This is a genomic window from Vibrio ponticus, assembly GCF_009938225.1.
In the GTDB taxonomy this organism is placed as follows: Bacteria; Pseudomonadota; Gammaproteobacteria; order Enterobacterales; family Vibrionaceae; genus Vibrio; species Vibrio ponticus.
In genome coordinates, this window is the sequence record NZ_AP019658.1 from 22,051 (window position 1) to 40,335 (window position 18,285).

The window sequence follows — 18,285 nt, forward strand, 5'->3', positions numbered from 1 at the left end:
GATATGCGACTAACCCCCAAAGCATGATGAGATGGGAGATAGGCAATTTACATGGCTGCGAATTTAGGATGGAATCGATTATAATTAGGGCTCTAGATATGAGTGTGATAAACTCGCCGCCCTTTATTATTCGAGAGAGACTAATTGCCATGAGCTTAAAGCAAGATCTGCAAAAACTTCATAACCGTTTAGATAGTGCACAGCGTAAGCTAGATGCAGCGAAAACCCGTAACGATCAACCAATGATTACTAAGTTTACGGATGAAGTTGAGGATCTGACCAAGAAAGTGAATTCGCTACGTGGCAAGCAAGATTACGACTTGAACAAAGAGCGTAAGACTCTGTTGGATATGCCATTCTCTCGTGAAATTACTAAAGAAGAACAAGCTGATTTGGGTAAGTTGAAGAAGTCGGTGAAAGGTCTAGTGATTGTGCACCCAATGACAAAAATGGGTAAGCAACTACGTCTTGAGGCTATGACAGGTTTCGCACCGAAGAAATTCTAATCTCTTCTCGGAGAGCAAAGCGATAGTATCTCGCTTTGCTCTTGATACCGTTCTAATTTCCCTTCGTTACTCAAATCGAGCATGATTATTGTGCATTGCTTTCGTAATGTGCATTGCGTCTCTGCGTTTATGCACGTCAAGCTTTTTGAAAATTTTGTACACATGTGATTTTACCGTGCTCTCAGATAAGAATAGAGTGTTCGCAATTTGTTTATTTGATTTACCTGAAGCGACATGGTCAAGAATTTGTCGTTCGCGTGTGGTTAGATTGGTATAGAGCTGGCAACGATCCAGATTAGGGTTACGTCTGAGTTGCACCAAACTTTCTAAGCACTTTCTTGGCAGCCACAGACCACCACTTAATACATAAGCGACGCTTTCGCATAGGTGATCGATTGGGGCATTACTGAGCAAAATACCTTTGAGAGACTGCCAATACACATACTCACAATGCAATTCGTTTTGTGGCATGTTGTAGATGAGGACATCGAGCTTTAATAGATCGAAATTAGGCAAAACTTCATTGGTGATCATCATCTGCAGTTGTTCGAAATCTACCAAGATTAGATTGATAGGTTCGTCGTTAGTGTCTTTGTCCAATTGTGTCGCAGAGAAAACCTCTACTCGCACGTTGAGCTTTTCAGTTAGTTGCTGCTCCATCAGACTTGTCTGTAAAGATTTCTCAGACAAAATAACCACATATTTGGTTGTCGTATCCACTGTGTTTGACCTCTTTATTTCTGTTCTTATCCTATCTCACGCCTTTGATATCAACGCGGGTCAGATAAAGTATATTCAAGAAATCCCAGGTGGTTATTCATTTCATAAAATCTAATTACTTTTTTGTCAGTAATAGTTAGTAATTTAGTTTAGTTGAAACTTTACCTGTTAGTTAGTCCTTCATACTGCTGATTTTAACTCTTTGATCTAGTGTTCAATTTGGACTTTTACTCTATTGCGTATCGATTTGTCACTTAGAAAAAGTAGGAGTCGTGTTGGTAAAAGTATGAGGGTTAACATCAGTCGAATCCCAACTAAATCTTCATACTTCACTCAGTCGCAGGTTTTTAATCACCCGTAACTGCATGTTTATTAACAAGATGCATATTCAACTGTTTTTGTTCAACTGCGCATATCAATCTCACCTCGATTTACAGTCTCAAGTTTGAGACTTGTGCTGTCAGCTGCCTACCTATAATCGAGTTGCTCAAGGGCATAAACGAACAATTCAGACATGGATACACAACGGAGTGAAGGTTATGAATCTTAGAAAAACCAGCGTAGCGATCGCAATGGCAGCAATGATGATGAGTGGCGCAGCATTAGCAGGCGGCGGCGGCGGTGGCGGCGGTGCTGATTACTTCAGTAACAATGGTAATGGTCCGGGTAACGACAATAACCATGTGACTAACACTAGTGGCGGCGGCAACGACAACAATCGCTCAAACAATGGTAACGATGACAACATGATTACCAACACTGGTGCTGGCAATGATCACAATCGTTCAAATGATGGTCACGATAATAACTCGTACAGCCACACTTCTGGTGGTGGTGACGACGGTAATACGATGAAAAACAGTCATAACACTAATAATGGTGATGACAATAATCGTATTCGTACAAATGATGGTAACGACAACAACAAGTCTTACTCGAAAACGTACAGCAACAACGGTGACGACAACAACAAGACTTACACCAAGTCTGACAACGGTGATGATCACAACAAGACTTACACCAAAACTAACAACGGTGATGATGACAACACTTGGACTATGAAGAATAGCAACAATTCCGATAACGGAAATGATGGTAACTCATGGAAAAACAGTGCAAACAGTGACAGTTCTAAGTCTTGGAAAAACAGTGCAAACACTGATAACTCAATGTCTTGGAAAAACAGCAACAACAAAGTTGACCAAAGCCATACTTTGAACTTTGAAGTTGATATGGTAGTTGCAAGTTCTGATCTTGATGCTCACATTTCGAAAGCAAGTGTTGAATACGGTGAGTCAGCGAGTGGATACCGTGGACATCGTGGTAAACGTGGTGGTTGCAACACATGTCAAGGCGCAGGTGTACGCGTGAACAACAACAACACTATGACAGGCTTTAATAACGCTGCTGGTATTACCACTGTGTCTCAGTCTGCTGGTGCTAACTCTCTAGTTCAACAATCTGTTGTTACTAACGCTACTGTTAAAACTAACTAATTCTGGAGATTGTCATGCGCTTAGCACTATTCGCAATAAGCAGTATTTTAGTTGTCAATGCTTATGCTGAAGATTTGGTGCTGGCAGACGACTTGGAACTGTCCATGGATACCATGGATAGTTCCCGAGGCGGACAGTACATAATGGAAGTGGACCAATATAACGTCGATATTGACAGTATTACCGCTTCATCAGAAGTGAATGGAGTCAGCCTTGGCAACAGTGCGATTAATACCGTAAATGGTAATAATAACATTGGTGCTGGAGCTTTCGGTGCAGCTTCTGGAGTCAATAATGTTATCCAAAACACCGGTAACAACGTGCTGATTCAAAACTCAACAGTCGTTAACCTGACACTGAAATGATATGGTTTTCTTGCGAATCTTAACCTTGTGGATGCTGATTTTTTCAGCATCCTCTTATGCTTTAACTTACAACCCACATCGTGGGGCATTTAATGTTCCGGTCAAAAGCTATAAAGAGATGCTGTTTGGCGACGTTGTCCGTCAAGAGTACGATTTTAGCTGCGGATCGGCGGCGTTAGCCTCGCTTCTTACTTACCATTATGACTATTCAGTCAATGAAGACTCAATCTTTGAAGTTATGTTCGAACGTGGTGATCAAGATAAGATCAGAAAAAGCGGCTTCTCGCTGCTTGATATGCGAAATTACTTGCAAGGACTGGGTTATGACGCGGATGGTTTCAAAATTCCTTTAAGTAAGATGCAAGATCTTGGCGTACCAGGCATTACTTTAGTTAACTTTGATGGCTACATGCATTTTGTAGTGATTAAAGGGATGAACAGCCATTCGGTTATATTGGGGGATCCTTCTCGCGGAACCATCCAAATGAAATATACCGATTTTGAGCAGTATTATTCCGGCATAGTGTTACTGATTCGCGACAACGTCAATATTGCCAGAAACAGTTACATATCTGATGACGACTACACACTTTATGCACCTGCTCCGGTTGGTTCTGGAGTTTCACGGAACTCACTAGGTGTATTTAGTATTACGCTACCCGAACGTGGGGAGTATTAGAGATGTTCAGAAAAATAGGAGTGATAGGAGTTGCTTGTATTTGCCTCAGCGCACCTACGGTTGCATCTATCCAACTGGATCATCTACAGCCTCTCGATAATCAAGAGCTCGCCAGTTATCGTGGCGGATTTCTTGGTGAAGACTTTATGATCAATATAGGGCTCGATATTGCAACATCCGTAAATGGCGAGACACTTTTTAACAATCGAATTGCCAATCTATTCTTTCAGAATGGTCGATTAATCGCGGAGCAACCCGCTGCTGTACCGACAACAACCGTGGTTCAGGTTGGGAGTGGTAATAATGCTGCGATAATTCCGAGTGTCGAGCCGGTATTACCAAATTTACCGCCGCAACCTTCTTTACCAACACCAGCTTTACCTGCTGTAGCAGAGGCGGTTAATGCAGTAGAAGAGGTTACATCACAGGTTGTCGCCCCACCGACGACACCTGCCCCGGTGATTGAAACACCACAAATCACTGTGAGGCAAATTAGTGCGCCATTGCCAAGTGTCACTCAGACAGCAATTAATCAGGTTATCCAGAATTCACTGGATAACACGGTTCTTGGTTTCCAAACCACGCTGAATATTGATGCTCAGGTTGAAGGTGCTCTGAGACGAATAGATACGAGTAACAAAATCCAGCAATCCCTGCAATTTAACTTTAACTAGATTCGCCCTCAGTTATCAGGGTGAAAAAAGAGCCAACTATTTACTTAGTTGGCTCTTTTCTTTTGATGCTTTTGTTTCAATATTTGATTACAGACTAAATGGTACACGTACGTTAAGTTGGAAATCTGGCGTGTCTTCGGTAAGCCCTGCTTGCGCGCTAATGCTGATCGATGTCGTTGGAGAAAGAGAGTAGCTAACCCCAAAGTTTAGTGAGTCAAGTTGAAGTAACTTGGCATCTGGCGCTGTACTACCGTTGATTTTACTTTCCAAAATAGTTTGGTGACTAAAACCAATTGAAAGTGATAGATCTCTATTGATGGCAAAACCTAACCCAGCCCCAACAGAAATGGTATCACCTAAGTCAATATTAGCGTTTTGCCCGCTAATATTGTAATCCTCTTCGATGTTGTACACATATGACAAGCTGGCGAAAAGTACCGCAGGATCGGTGGGATAAATCATAGAGATGCCTGGTTCAATGCTCCAAAAACCTGAACCCGTTGGCGCATCGAGCAGTAGTAGTGGATCATTAGGGTCAGTTGCAATCTCGTAAGGTGATTTACCGGTATCAGATTTTATTCTTAAACTACCAACCCAGTATGGAGAAGTATCAAAGTTGAATTGATGACGAATGGCGAATTCAATATCGCCAAGACCGCCACCATCGACATCACGATTGATTGTCTCGTTGGAAGGTTGCGCGAGTGAGCGACCTGCTACTTGGTCACTACGGTAGACATACGGGATTCTAATTTCGATTTCTGTCGCATTCGTCAAGCCATAGCGGGTGGTGTAACCAGCAGTCATAGTTGTTCGGTCTGCATCACTGACTTGGATATCCCCCACAACCAATGCAGGTAGAACCGTATAACCAATAACGTTGACCCGATTTGATGAGTTCTGTGAGTAATTTAATGAGAACTCAATGCCCGCTTTTCCTTTAGGGGTTAAAACACCTGGTCGGTCAATCACATCTGCAACTGTTTGCGCGCGTTTGGCATCGGTTGCCGCGTCTTCTGCAAAGACCGATGGAGCGAGCAAAAGCAGTGGAAGAGAATAGAGTAGAGGCTTTGCCATTTTTTCGTCCCTTTTTTATTTGGCCCTCCTTCTAATTAGTTCAGTAATGTGACTCTCGCCACTATTGATTTTGGTGCTATTTGCACTCTTGCATATGCACAACAATGTCGATATTTTGCTTGTTGTTGATAAAAAAGAAAATTAGTGGTTCAAGTTATAAAGAGTGAGCTAACCGCTATTGGTTGCTTTTTAGTATATTTCTTGGTCTGTCTTATTTTTGAGACGTACTTTCTTCACTGACAGCAATAAAAAAGAGCCCGTAGGCTCTTTCAAGAAATCAATGGTTTACAGGGTTACCCCATAAACCAAGAGACAAAGATTAGCACGCCAAACATGAAGGTCGCGATAAGTGCTGGCTGACCACCACCAACCGTGTAGGTTTCAGTGCGGCCAGCTAGGGCGAAATCAGGTTTACGCACTTTAACCGCCATCGCTAATGGTCCCCAAATCGCTAGGAATACCAATACCATACCAGCGTAGTCCAACATACTGATGAACTGGTTAGCGAACAGCGTAGCCAGTATCAGTGGCAGAATAAAGGTAAGCGAGTAAGCGATCGCTGGATTTTTTGAAATCGCATCTTTGTTTTGGTCATACAGAGCCATCGATACGCCAAGGTATGAAGTGATCAGAGCAAGCGCTGAGAAAATCGCCACGACGCTTTTTAGTACGCTCGTCTCACCATCAAACGCGGCAATCAGTTGTGAGATGTTATCGAACTGGCTGACGGTATCTACACCTAAATTACCAATCACAGCAAATAGCCAAGTTAGGTAACATACCAGTGGGATCACACAGCCTAACAGCACCATGTTGCGAATTTGCGCGATAGTTGCATCTTGGTTGTAGCTCACCAGTGAAGGGATCACGATGATAGCGGCAAAGCTGGTAAAGATAACCGCGCTGTACTGAACTACATCGCTGGTGGTAAATGAACTTTCTTGGCTTAAATTGGCGATTTCAATGTTGTTCATTAGCGAGAAAATTACCACAAACAGCATCGCGATCATCAGGATGAACAGACCACGGTTAAGTTTGTCGATATATGACTTACCTGCCACGACAACTAAGCCCATGATCAAGCTAAAAATGGTGTAGCCAACAACCGGTGAAAGGTCTACGCCCACTTCCAGCAACATGCTGTGTAGCAAGTCACCAATGCCAATGGTGTAGGCAATCATTAGGCAAGCAAGCAAAAGGTAGAAAAGAATGTTGGTAAAGTGCATACCCTTGCGACCCAGCGTGAAATAAGCCGTGCTACTCATACTGGTGCTTTGTTGAGTTTTGGTGCATGCCTCAGCAAGCAGTAGTGTCGCGTACGTAGTGCCAATAAAGATCACGAACATCAAGCCTGCACTAACAAAAAAACCAAACTGCGCTAGCACCATTGGAATCGCCAACATACCTGCACCCAATGCGGTTCCCGCTAAAATGAGGGAACTACCAAACAACTTCATGTTCAAAAGAAAAGACCCTTACTGAAAATAATTTCAGAACAATGTGTAAATTTTATTTGCCAAGACTAACAAGAAATACTGAAAATTACGCATAAAATATTTTTATCTATTGGGATACTTTTTCTAATAACATGAGGAATTAAGGCGATTTCAATCTCAAAAACAGAGTTGTTAAATATTAGTGTTATCAAAAAGGGTGAGATCGATTGGTGAGTGAAATTTGTTCGGAATAATCGTTGGGTTGGGTTATAATTTGTCGAAATTTAATGCTATAACGAATAGTTATAATGAATCTGGTTAACTTTGTTTATTTTGTTATTTAACAAATGGTTAAACCATAGTTATTGCCTATCACACTAATAAGTATAATTGTTTTTGATATCCGGCATTTGAGTACTAATCTTCTTTCCTAGAAATCGGTTGAGACCGAAAACAAATAAAACTATTTCTGGAAGGAAGATGAACATGAGTAAAAAACTCACCACTGCTGCTGGCTGCCCTGTCGCACATAACCAAAACGTAATGACTGCTGGTCCTCGTGGTCCACAATTGCTGCAAGATGTCTGGTTTCTTGAAAAACTTGCGCACTTTGACCGTGAAGTGATTCCTGAGCGTCGTATGCACGCTAAAGGCTCTGGTGCTTACGGTACTTTCACCGTAACACACGATATTACTCAATATTCTCGCGCAAAAATCTTCTCTGAAATTGGTAAGCAAACCGATCTATTTGCTCGCTTTACCACCGTTGCGGGTGAACGTGGCGCAGCAGACGCAGAGCGCGATATCCGCGGTTTTGCGCTTAAATTCTACACTGAAGAAGGTAACTGGGACTTGGTTGGTAACAACACGCCAGTATTCTTCCTGCGTGACCCGCTAAAATTCCCAGATCTAAACCACGCAGTGAAACGTGATCCACGCACTAACATGCGTAGTTCAACCAACAACTGGGATTTCTGGACTTCACTTCCAGAGGCATTCCACCAAGTTACTATCGTGATGAGTGATCGCGGTATTCCTGCTTCTTACCGTCATATGCACGGTTTTGGTAGCCACACTTTCAGCTTCATCAACGCAGAAAATGAGCGCTACTGGGTGAAATTCCACTTTAAAACTCAGCAAGGCATCAAAAACCTGACTGACCAAGAAGCAGAAGCTATCGTTGGTAAAGACCGCGAAAGCCACCACCGTGACCTTTACGAAGCGATTGAGCGTCAAGACTTCCCTAAATGGAAGATGTACGTACAGATCATGCCTGAACTAGAAGCGGATGAAGTTAATTTCAACCCATTCGACCTAACCAAAGTATGGTCTCAAAAAGATTACCCTCTGATCCCTGTTGGTGAGTTTGAGTTGAACCGCAACCCAGAAAACTTCTATGCGGAAGTTGAGCAATCTGCGTTTAATCCAGCGGCAATTGTCCCTGGTATCGGTTTCTCTCCAGACAAGATGCTGCAAGGTCGTCTGTTTGCTTACGGTGATGCACAGCGTTACCGCTTGGGCGTTAACCACCACCAAATTCCTGTGAACGCACCTCGTTGCCCTGTTCACAGCTACCACCGTGATGGCGCAATGCGCGTAGACAGCAACTACGGCTCAACCATTGGTTATGAGCCAAACTACAAGCAAGAGTGGGCAGAGCAACCAGATTATTCTGAGCCACCACTACGCATCAACGGCAACGGTGATAATTTCGACCACCGCGTTGATGAAGATTACTTTAGCCAAGCGGGTGACCTATTCCGTCTAATGAGCGAAGCGCAGCGTCAAACTCTGTTCGACAATACGGCTCGTGCAATGGATGGTGTGCCTGAGTTCATCAAACAGCGTCATGTAGAGCATGCTTACCAAGCGGATGAAGCATACGGTCGCGGCTTAGAGTTAGCATTAAATCTAAAGTAACGGACTCTTAGTTATCCAAATCTAGGTAATAAAAAAGGCGCATTTCGCGCCTTTTTTGCATAATTTATACCCAAACAACTTGGAGATGCAGGTAGGCGACAAAGGAACAAAGCCTCTGAGCATAGATGGTCTATGTGATGAGGTTTGTGAGTGTCAGTCCCTTTTAAAACCAATAAAGCGCTGCAACTTCAAGTAGGACGGGTATATATGTGTGTTTACTAGATGCGCGTTTGCGCACTTTCAAGCAACTGTTGATACAGGGAAAGCGCCGCAGGACCGGTGTTAGCGCCCTTGGGTAGAGTAATATGCAGCGCGACTTGATAACGCTCTGAGTGCTCAATATTAAGCACAGTGATTGTTTGCTGGTGGGATTGCTTGACCATATGCAGCGGCAATCGACAATAACCTACGCCTTGTTCCACCGCGCGCAGCGCATGGTCGAAATTGTCGACCGTAATCCGCTGTCTTGACTTAAGCCAACCCACATCTCGTTTCGTGTTGCTGTTCTCACCTAAATCCCTCACGACGATTTGGCAGGTGGTGGCAAAATCAGCCAACTGGAGATTGTCTTTGTTTGTCAGTGGGTGATCATGAGCGACGACTGGCACCATAGTGGTGGTGCCAAATGCCTCAGCAGGGTAGTTGGTGATTGGTAAGTTAATGATCGCGATATCCGCTTGCTCACTTGTCACCATTTCGGTGGTTTTACTTAATGATGTTTCAACCACTTGAATCGATGTCGCACTGTTGTCTGCGAGAAAAGCCTGCATTGGTGCATAGAGCCAAGTTGGGTCGCAGAGGTGGTCAAGAGAGACCGTGATTTGCGACTCGATGCCACTGTTAAGCTGCTTGCTGATCATCTCTAGTTCATGGGCTTGTTCGAGCATCGAATCGGCGCGACGTAGCAGTGTTTTACCGTGGTTCGTCAATACCGCTCTGCGACCTTCCACCGTCAGCAATTCAACCCCGAGTTGCTGCTCAAGTTTTCTTACCGAATAGATCAACGTAGTGTGGCTTTTATTTAAAGCCTGCGCGGCCGCCTGAATGCTGCCCGCTTGCTCGATGTGGTGCAAAGTCTGCCACTGTTCTAGGGTTGTTTTTAAACGCATTGGTCAAATTTTTAGACGGTTAATGGCAATATTATGAACTTTTTTGTCGAATTCATAAAGGTAATAATCTTCTCATCAACAGCGAGCAGTCAGGTGACATCTCGCTTAGGTTAAACAACATGTGAGGAATAGCCGCGATGATGAAGTTACTGCAAGTCGATTTTGATTTTCATGGTCCTTTTGGTGAAGAGATGGTTCAAGCGATGACAGGTTTGGCTGAGTCCATTAATCATGAACCCGGTTTGATTTGGAAAATTTGGACGCAAAGCGAAAAGGACCAACTCGGCGGTGGCGTGTATTTGTTCGCTGATGAAACGTCGGCACAAGCTTATTTAGCCATGCACAGTGCGCGCTTGACTCAAATGGGGATAAACAACATCCGTGGTGTCATTTTCGATATTAATCAACCGCTCAGCGCGATTAACCACGCACCAATTAACTAACTGCGCCCCAAGCAACCATTTAACTTATTAAAGATAGATCAATGAACAACAAAACATTCCTAACCATTCACGGCACTATTTATACTCTATTTGCCTTAGCATTGTTTTTCGTACCGAGCTTAATGTGGCCAATGTATGGGGTAGAAATTAACGATCAATATGCGTATTTCTTATCACAGCACACCTCAATTTTTCTTGGGGGCGTTGCGGCAGTAAGTTGGTTGATGCGAGATATTGAATCGGGTGCAGCTATGACACAGCTACTTAAAGCGCTGCTGATTGGTAATTTGCTTGGTGTCTTTATTACGGCTTATGCATGCGTTACAGGGATTTTTGTTGGCTTCGGTTGGAGTGATCCGGCGTTCTTTGCTCTATTGAGTGTCATGAACTGGCGACAACTTAAAAAGCAATAAAGTGCCTAACACTGCGTTATCTGAGTATGGCTCGTTATTCTTCCTAAAGCCTCAATAGTGAGGCTTTTTCATTTTTGTCGACAATCATTTCGGACCATGTCCCTTTATTTATGGGGGGAATTATTGTCGACACTCGCCATTTAGTAACCTTAACCAGTGCTGCCAATCCTCAATGGATTGAACATCACCATCGCATGCCTTTTCTTGTTACTAAGATGGGCATTGAACCGTGGCTTTTTCCACTCGCCAGTTAGGCAGCATCTTTACTCTTTTCTGTGTATTCAAATCCTTTTTAAATAAGGTTTCGTCATGCAGATGACTAAGATGCTTTCTGCCAAATTTTAATATTACAGCATCATCAACGAGTCAACCGTAGAGAGTGACTTGATCTCGATCGCTTACTCTCGCTCTTCGCCAATCACTCGATACTATACCTTAGTCTAAATTGTCGACAATTAGCTTGATTGTCGACAATGTCATAGTCTATTTTATAATCAAGTTAAATAAATGTTGCCACTTTGAGTGTTTGTTGATGCGGGTTTCTTTTTCGCTAGGCGCAAACAAGTTTAAAGCACAGTGACAGACCACAGTTACAGACAAAGAGCCTTGATATGAATAGCGAGTTAAATCCTGAATTGAGAGATAAGCTGACAGGCAAGGATAGCACTAAGTCGGTGACCTTGACTGAGGTGCTGATTGAGGCAATTGTCAGTGGTGAATTTCCTTCCGGAAGTAAGATTTCCGAACCCGAGTTAGCCAAACATTATCAAGTCAGCCGTGGACCACTGCGTGAAGCCATTATGCGTTTAGAAGGTTTAGGCTTAATCGAACGCGTTGCTCATGTGGGAGCGCGGGTGATCACTTTATCTCCTGAAAAGCTAGTTGAATTGTATGCAGTACGTGAAGCGCTGGAAGGCATGGCCGCGCGTCTAGCGGCAAGACATATTCGCCAAGAAGAAATCCTCGCTTTAGAAATGCTGCTGTCGCAGCACTCTGCGCACATTGATGAAGTCGCTGGAGCCTCTTATTTTCACCAAGAGGGCGATTTTGATTTCCACTATCGCATTATCAAAGCGAGCCGCAACCAAAAGCTGATCTCCCTGTTGTGCGATGAACTCTATCACTTGCTGCGCATGTATCGCTACCAATCTCCGCGCGCTCAATCACGTCCTAAAGAGGCGCTGGATGAACACAAATTTATTCTTCAGGCGATCCGTAATCGCGATGAAGAACTCGCTGAAATGTTAATGCGTCGCCATATATCAGGCAGTCGCAAATTGATCGAACAACAAATTTCTCTTGCTGAAAATAATTAGGACCACAGAACTGATAAGGATAACAACTGATGAGCTTATCTCCTGGCGCGAAGTTTCGACTCGCGGTAAAAAATAATAATCCCCTACAAATCGTCGGAACCGTGAACCCATATTGCGCCATGATGGCGAAGAATGTTGGGCATCAAGCGATTTATCTATCGGGTGGCGGTATCGCCAATGCCTCTTATGGCTTGCCTGATTTAGGTATTACGACGCTTAATGATGTATTGGTCGATGTTGACCGCATCACCAACGCTTGTGATCTGCCTCTGCTGGTGGACATCGATACTGGCTTTGGCGGCGCTTTCAATATCGCTCGCACCATTAAAGCCATGGAAAAAGCCGGTGCTGCGGCAGTACACCTTGAAGATCAAGTGGCGCAGAAACGTTGTGGTCATCGCCCGAATAAAGCCATCGTCAGCCAACAAGAGATGGTTGATCGTGTTAAAGCGGCGGTTGATGCGCGTGATAATGACGATTTCGTCATCATGGCTCGTACTGACGCGTTAGCGGTAGAAGGCATCGAAAGTGCCATTGAGCGTGCGATAGCCTGCGTTGAAGCAGGCGCAGATATGATCTTCCCAGAAGCGATCAACGAGCTTGGTCAATACACCCTGTTTTCTAACGCACTGGCGAAAGCGACCGGTAAGCATGTGCCAATTTTGGCTAACATTACTGAGTTTGGTCAAACGCCACTCTATGGCTGTGAAGAATTAGCAGAATCGAATGTAGATATGGTGCTCTACCCACTTAGCGCATTCCGCGCGATGAATAAAGCGGCTGAAAACGTTTATCAGCATCTACTTCAAGAGGGCAACCAAGAAGCTTTAATCGCTGAGATGCAAACGCGTAAAGAGCTTTATGCCCACCTTAACTATCACAACTACGAAGATAAGCTGGATAAGCTTTTCTCCGAAGGAAAATAACTTACTGGGAAGCCCAAGAAAATCATTACTTAATCATCCAATAACGTGAAACCGTCTGACTCAGATAAAAACAGAGATAACCCGACCTAGTAGAGGTTCCATCAGGAAGGGGAGTCAGACCGAAAAGGAGTTCAACATGCCTACTAATGAATTAGGTGGCGCAGGTCTACGTGGCCAAAGCGCTGGTAGCACTGCACTATGTACTGTCGGTAAGTCGGGGACAGGTCTAACGTATCGAGGTTACGATATTACAGACCTAGCAAATAACGCTCAATTTGAAGAAGTGGCGCATCTTTTGTTACGTGGTCACTTGCCCAATCAACAAGAGCTGGATACTTACAAGACCCATCTACTTAGCTTGCGTGGTTTACCGCAAGCACTTAAGCATGCGTTGGAGCTCATTCCGGCAGATGCGCACCCAATGGATGTGATGCGCACAGGTTGTTCTGTTCTCGGTAACCTTGAACAAGAAAAAGATTTCTCTGAGCAACTGCACGCCACAGAGCGTTTGCTATCACTATTCCCTGCGATGATCTGTTACTGGTATCGCTTTAGCCATGATGGTGTGCGAATTGATACCGAAGACCAATCGCAAGACTCCATCGGTGGTTACTTCCTCAAGCTGCTAACAGATAAAGAGCCGAGCGAGCTACATAAGCAAGTGATGCACTGTTCATTGATCTTGTATGCGGAGCATGAATTTAACGCATCGACGTTTGCGGCGCGCGTGTGTGCATCGACACTGTCCGATTTGCACTCATGCATCACAGGCGCAATTGGTACTTTACGTGGACCTTTGCACGGTGGTGCTAATGAAGCCGCGATGGAAATGATTGAGAACTGGCAAACGCCAGAAGAAGCGGAAGATAACATCATGCGCATGCTGGAGAACAAAGACAAGATCATGGGCTTTGGTCATGCGATTTATCGTGAAAGCGATCCGCGCAATGCGCTGATTAAACGCTGGTCGAAAGAGCTTTCGGAAGCAGTGGGTGACACTCATCTCTACGCGGTCTCAGAGCGTGTTGAATCTGTCATGAAGCGCGAGAAAGGTCTGTTCTGCAATGCCGATTTCTTCCACGCTTCGGCTTACCACTTTATGGATATTCCAACCAAATTGTTCACGCCTATTTTTGTGATGAGCCGTCTGACTGGCTGGGCTGCGCACGTCTATGAGCAGCGCGCGAATAACCGCATCATTCGCCCAAGTGCCGATTACACAGGTCCTGAGCATCAAGAATGGGTGCCAATCGAGCAACGTTAACCATACCGATGGGTATCTGTTACTCGCACGATTTTGAAGATTGGAGTGACTCAAACCACATAGTGTTTGTCAGCGCAGTTAACAACCTGACAAACGCTATGTGGCAAGAGTGAAAGACTGGAAGTAACCCTATGACAATAAACACCCAATACCGCAAGCCTCTGCCGGGTAGTCAACTCGACTACTTTGATGCCCGTGAAGCGGTGGATGCGATTGCCCCAAATTCTTATAGCAAACTGCCTTACACATCACGCGTACTAGCTGAGCAACTGGTGCGCCGCTGTGATCCAAGCATGCTTGAAGCAAGCTTAAAGCAGCTTATTGAGCGTAAGCGTGACCTCGACTTTCCTTGGTACCCGGCTCGCGTGGTTTGCCATGACATTCTTGGTCAAACGGCTTTGGTCGATCTAGCCGGTTTGCGTGATGCGATTGCCGAACAAGGTGGCGATCCTGCCAAAGTAAACCCGGTGGTTGAAACGCAGTTGATCGTTGATCACTCGCTAGCCGTTGAACATGGCGGCTTTGATCCGGATGCGTTTGATAAAAACCGCGCGATTGAAGATCGTCGCAACGAAGACCGTTTCCACTTTATCGAATGGTGTAAAACCGCGTTTGAAAACGTCAGTGTGATCCCTGCTGGTAACGGGATCATGCACCAGATCAATCTGGAAAAGATGTCACCTGTGGTACAAGCCAAACAAGGCATTGCTTACCCTGATACCTGTGTTGGTACTGACAGCCATACTCCCCATGTCGACGCGCTAGGCGTGATCGCGATTGGTGTAGGTGGTCTGGAAGCGGAGACGGTGATGCTAGGTCGTCCATCGATGATGCGCTTACCAGATATCGTCGGCGTGAAGCTAACCGGTAAACGTCAACCAGGCATAACCGCGACCGATATCGTACTGGCGATCACCGAGTTTCTGCGTAACGAACGTGTGGTTTCAAGCTACCTCGAATTCTTTGGTGAAGGCGCGCGCGACTTAACCATTGGTGACCGCGCAACCATTTCCAACATGACACCGGAATATGGTGCGACGGCGGGGATGTTCTACATTGATGAACAAACCATTAATTACCTCAAGCTGACTGGTCGTGATGATGAGCAAGTTGCTTTGGTAGAGAATTATGCCAAACAGACTGGTTTGTGGGCCGATGATTTGGATAGCGCGGAATATGAACGCGTACTGGAATTCGATCTCTCAAGCGTAACGCGCAACATGGCCGGGCCATCTAACCCACATCGCCGTTTACCTACCTCTGAGCTTGCGGCGCGCGGGATTGCCAGTGAATGGCAACAAGAAGAGGGATTACTGCCTGATGGTGCAGTGATCATCGCAGCGATTACCTCTTGCACCAACACCAGTAACCCACGCAACGTGGTAGCAGCAGGCTTAGTGGCGAAAAAAGCCAATCAACTGGGTTTAGTGCGTAAGCCTTGGGTTAAATCTTCGTTCGCACCGGGTTCTAAAGTGGCGAAGCTTTATCTTCAAGAAGCGGGTCTGTTGGAAGAAATGGAAAAGCTCGGTTTTGGTATCGTTGCTTACGCTTGTACCACCTGTAATGGTATGAGTGGTGCGCTGGACCCTGAGATTCAACAAGAGATCATTGACCGCGATCTCTATTCAACTGCGGTGCTATCGGGTAACCGTAACTTTGACGGTCGAATCCACCCTTATGCCAAACAGGCGTTTCTTGCATCACCACCGCTGGTGGTTGCATACGCGCTGGCGGGCACGATTCGTTTTGATATTGAGCGTGATGCGCTGGGGACGAATGCTCAGGGCGAGCCAATTTATCTCAATGATCTTTGGCCAAGTGATGAAGAGATTGATGCGGTGGTGGGTAAATACGTTAAGCCCGAGCAGTTTAATCAAGTTTATATTCAGATGTTCAAACTGGATGATGCTGAGCGTAGCCCAAGCCCACTGTATGATTGGCGCGAAATGAGTACTTATATTCGTCGCCCGCCTTATTGGCAGAAAGAGGGCGAAGGAGCACTGGCTGGCGAGCGAACGCTTTCAGGTATGCGCCCACTGGCTATCTTGGGTGACAACATCACCACCGATCACCTCTCGCCATCCAATGCCATTTTGGCCAGTAGTGCCGCCGGTGAATATCTGACGAAAATGGGGCTGCCGGAAGAGGACTTCAACTCTTATGCCACTCACCGAGGGGATCACTTAACCGCACAGCGCGCTACTTTTGCCAACCCGAAACTGTTCAATGAAATGGTCAAAGAAAACGGTGAAGTGGTGCAGGGCTCACTGGCTCGCATTGAGCCAGAGGGCAAAGTTACCCGCATGTGGGAAGCGATTGAAACCTACATGAAGCGCAAACAACCATTGATAGTGGTGGCAGGGGCAGACTACGGGCAAGGATCATCGCGCGATTGGGCAGCCAAAGGCGTGCGTTTAGCTGGCGTTGAAGCCATCGTTGCTGAAGGTTTTGAGCGTATCCACCGCACCAACTTAGTCGGTATGGGCGTGTTGCCATTGCAGTTTAAGCCAGGCGTGAACCGCAATAGCTTAAACCTTGATGGCACCGAGACTTACGACGTAGTGGGCGATATAGCGCCGGGTACTGACCTAGCGTTGGTGATCACCCGCGCCAATGGCGAAAAGCTTGATGTGGCAGTGACGTGTCGTCTGGATACCGCTGATGAAGTCACTGTTTACCAAGCGGGCGGCGTATTGCAGCGCTTTGCTCAAGATTTCCTAGCGCAGTAAGAGGTGAACATGATTCGAACCAAACCTCAAATTCGCGTACCTGCTACTTACATGCGTGGCGGCACCAGTAAAGGGGTGTTCTTTAGCCTTAATGACTTGCCGCCAGAAGCGCAGCATCCAGGTGAAGCGCGTGACAAGTTACTGATGCGCGTGATTGGTAGCCCCGATCCTTATGCCAAACAAATTGATGGCATGGGCGGCGCAACGTCAAGCACTAGCAAAACCGTGATTGTGTCTGCCAGCGAGCAACCCGATCACGATGTTGATTATCTGTTTGGGCAAGTTTCTATCGACAAGCCATTTGTTGATTGGAGTGGTAACTGCGGCAATCTCTCCGCCGCAGTCGGACCATTTGCAATTCAAGCGGGCTTAGTCAGCTCAGAGCGATTGCCTCGCAATGGCATTGCCGAGGTGCGGGTATGGCAGGCTAACATCAACAAAACCATTATCGTCCACGTGCCAATGATTGATGGTCGGGTGCAAGAAACCGGTGATTTTGAACTCGATGGTGTGACTTTCCCAGCCGCAGAAATCCAAGTGGACTTTCTTGACCCGGCAGCAGGAGACAGCAGCCTATTTCCTACCGGTAATCTGATTGATCGCCTCGATGTCCCTGGGATTGGCACTTTTAACGCCAGCTTAATTACCGCAGGAATTCCCACCATCTTTATTGATGCGGAATCACTTGGCTACCAAGGCACTGAGCTGCAAGAAGAGATCAACAACGATGAAAAAGCGTTAGCGATGTTTGAAACCATCCGCAGTTACGGCGCACTCAAAATGGGGCTGATTGCTGATTTAGAGGAAGCGAAAAGCCGCCAACATACGCCCAAAATTGCGTTTGTTTCGCCCGCGCAAACTTGCCTCTCTTCTAGTGGTAAAACCATCACCGCCGACGAGATTGACTTGCATGTTAGAGCGTTATCAATGGGCAAGCTGCACCATGCCATGATGGGTACGGCAGCGGTGGCGATTGCGTCTGCTGCCAGTGTACCGGGTACCTTGGTCAACTTAGCCGCTGGTGGCGGTGAGAAGAGTAGCGTCACCTTTGGTCACCCATCGGGCACGCTAAAAGTGGGCGCACAGGCGAGTCTAATGAGTGGTGAATGGACAATCAATAAGGTGTCGATGAGCCGCAGTGCCAGAGTGCTTATGGAGGGGTTCGTGCGTGTACCCTTCAACGTATTCGAGTAAATACGAGCAGCTAATAAC

Annotated in this window: 17 protein-coding genes; 13 read left to right on the plus strand and 4 right to left on the minus strand. The window is 45.7% G+C overall.

Going from position 1 to position 18,285, the window contains the following annotated elements; translation table 11 throughout:
* Positions 1 to 149: 149 nt before the first annotated feature.
* Positions 150 to 506: a YibL family ribosome-associated protein gene (locus GZN30_RS14710; RefSeq protein WP_075648063.1), complete on the plus strand. Its 357-nt coding sequence runs from the start codon at positions 150 to 152 to the stop codon at positions 504 to 506.
* Between the two features lie 66 nt (positions 507 to 572).
* Here the strand turns inward: GZN30_RS14710 and GZN30_RS14715 are convergent, their stop codons facing one another.
* Positions 573 to 1,226: a helix-turn-helix transcriptional regulator gene (locus GZN30_RS14715; protein WP_232060509.1), complete on the minus strand. Its 654-nt coding sequence runs from the start codon at positions 1,224 to 1,226 to the stop codon at positions 573 to 575.
* A 539-nt stretch (positions 1,227 to 1,765) separates the two neighbouring features.
* Here GZN30_RS14715 and GZN30_RS14720 point away from each other — a divergent pair.
* The 4 genes from GZN30_RS14720 to GZN30_RS14735 are packed head-to-tail and all read left to right on the plus strand — an operon-like array spanning position 1,766 to position 4,440.
* Positions 1,766 to 2,722 carry a hypothetical protein gene (locus GZN30_RS14720; protein ID WP_075648062.1) on the plus strand — a complete coding sequence of 319 codons (957 nt, stop codon included), beginning with the start codon at positions 1,766 to 1,768 and terminating at the stop codon, positions 2,720 to 2,722.
* A gap of 14 nt (positions 2,723 to 2,736) precedes the next feature.
* The gene (locus GZN30_RS14725; RefSeq protein WP_075648061.1) at positions 2,737 to 3,087 is read left to right on the plus strand and encodes a carbon storage regulator; all 351 of its coding nucleotides are present in this window, start codon (positions 2,737 to 2,739) and stop codon (positions 3,085 to 3,087) included.
* A gap of 1 nt (position 3,088) precedes the next feature.
* Entirely contained in the window at positions 3,089 to 3,766 is a 678-nt protein-coding gene (locus GZN30_RS14730; protein WP_075648060.1) for a C39 family peptidase, read from the plus strand.
* Positions 3,767 to 3,768: 2 nt separating this feature from the next.
* Positions 3,769 to 4,440, plus strand: a complete 672-nt coding sequence (locus GZN30_RS14735) for a hypothetical protein (protein ID WP_075648059.1) — start codon at positions 3,769 to 3,771, stop codon at positions 4,438 to 4,440.
* An 87-nt stretch (positions 4,441 to 4,527) separates the two neighbouring features.
* Here GZN30_RS14735 and GZN30_RS14740 read toward each other — a convergent pair whose 3' ends face one another.
* Positions 4,528 to 5,517 (minus strand): transporter, encoded by a 990-nt coding sequence (locus GZN30_RS14740; protein ID WP_075648058.1) that lies wholly within the window; start codon positions 5,515 to 5,517, stop codon positions 4,528 to 4,530.
* 293 nt (positions 5,518 to 5,810) lie between these two features.
* The gene (locus GZN30_RS14745; RefSeq protein ID WP_075648057.1) at positions 5,811 to 6,974 is read right to left on the minus strand and encodes an amino acid permease; all 1,164 of its coding nucleotides are present in this window, start codon (positions 6,972 to 6,974) and stop codon (positions 5,811 to 5,813) included.
* A gap of 465 nt (positions 6,975 to 7,439) precedes the next feature.
* Here GZN30_RS14745 and GZN30_RS14750 point away from each other — a divergent pair, with 465 nt between their 5' ends.
* The gene (locus tag GZN30_RS14750; RefSeq protein ID WP_075648056.1) at positions 7,440 to 8,873 is read left to right on the plus strand and encodes a catalase; all 1,434 of its coding nucleotides are present in this window, start codon (positions 7,440 to 7,442) and stop codon (positions 8,871 to 8,873) included.
* Positions 8,874 to 9,091: 218 nt separating this feature from the next.
* Here the strand turns inward: GZN30_RS14750 and GZN30_RS14755 are convergent, their stop codons facing one another.
* Positions 9,092 to 9,982 (minus strand): LysR family transcriptional regulator, encoded by an 891-nt coding sequence (locus GZN30_RS14755; RefSeq protein WP_075648055.1) that lies wholly within the window; start codon positions 9,980 to 9,982, stop codon positions 9,092 to 9,094.
* 140 nt (positions 9,983 to 10,122) lie between these two features.
* Here GZN30_RS14755 and GZN30_RS14760 point away from each other — a divergent pair, with 140 nt between their 5' ends.
* The 7 genes from GZN30_RS14760 to prpF all read left to right on the plus strand — a co-directional run bounded on the left by GZN30_RS14760 (position 10,123) and on the right by prpF (position 18,267).
* Positions 10,123 to 10,425, plus strand: a complete 303-nt coding sequence (locus GZN30_RS14760) for a monooxygenase (protein ID WP_075648124.1) — start codon at positions 10,123 to 10,125, stop codon at positions 10,423 to 10,425.
* A 41-nt stretch (positions 10,426 to 10,466) separates the two neighbouring features.
* Complete coding sequence (locus tag GZN30_RS14765) at positions 10,467 to 10,838, plus strand: hypothetical protein (RefSeq protein WP_075648054.1); 372 nt, start codon at positions 10,467 to 10,469, stop codon at positions 10,836 to 10,838.
* A 611-nt stretch (positions 10,839 to 11,449) separates the two neighbouring features.
* Positions 11,450 to 12,154 carry a GntR family transcriptional regulator gene (locus GZN30_RS14770; RefSeq protein WP_075648053.1) on the plus strand — a complete coding sequence of 235 codons (705 nt, stop codon included), beginning with the start codon at positions 11,450 to 11,452 and terminating at the stop codon, positions 12,152 to 12,154.
* A gap of 29 nt (positions 12,155 to 12,183) precedes the next feature.
* Entirely contained in the window at positions 12,184 to 13,080 is an 897-nt protein-coding gene (gene prpB / locus GZN30_RS14775; RefSeq protein WP_075648052.1) for a methylisocitrate lyase, read from the plus strand.
* A gap of 136 nt (positions 13,081 to 13,216) precedes the next feature.
* Positions 13,217 to 14,344 carry a bifunctional 2-methylcitrate synthase/citrate synthase gene (gene prpC, locus GZN30_RS14780; protein ID WP_075648051.1) on the plus strand — a complete coding sequence of 376 codons (1,128 nt, stop codon included), beginning with the start codon at positions 13,217 to 13,219 and terminating at the stop codon, positions 14,342 to 14,344.
* A gap of 131 nt (positions 14,345 to 14,475) precedes the next feature.
* Entirely contained in the window at positions 14,476 to 17,073 is a 2,598-nt protein-coding gene (gene acnD, locus GZN30_RS14785) for a Fe/S-dependent 2-methylisocitrate dehydratase AcnD (RefSeq protein WP_075648050.1), read from the plus strand.
* 9 nt (positions 17,074 to 17,082) lie between these two features.
* Complete coding sequence (prpF, locus tag GZN30_RS14790) at positions 17,083 to 18,267, plus strand: 2-methylaconitate cis-trans isomerase PrpF (RefSeq protein WP_075648049.1); 1,185 nt, start codon at positions 17,083 to 17,085, stop codon at positions 18,265 to 18,267.
* The last annotated feature ends 18 nt before the right edge of the window (positions 18,268 to 18,285 follow it).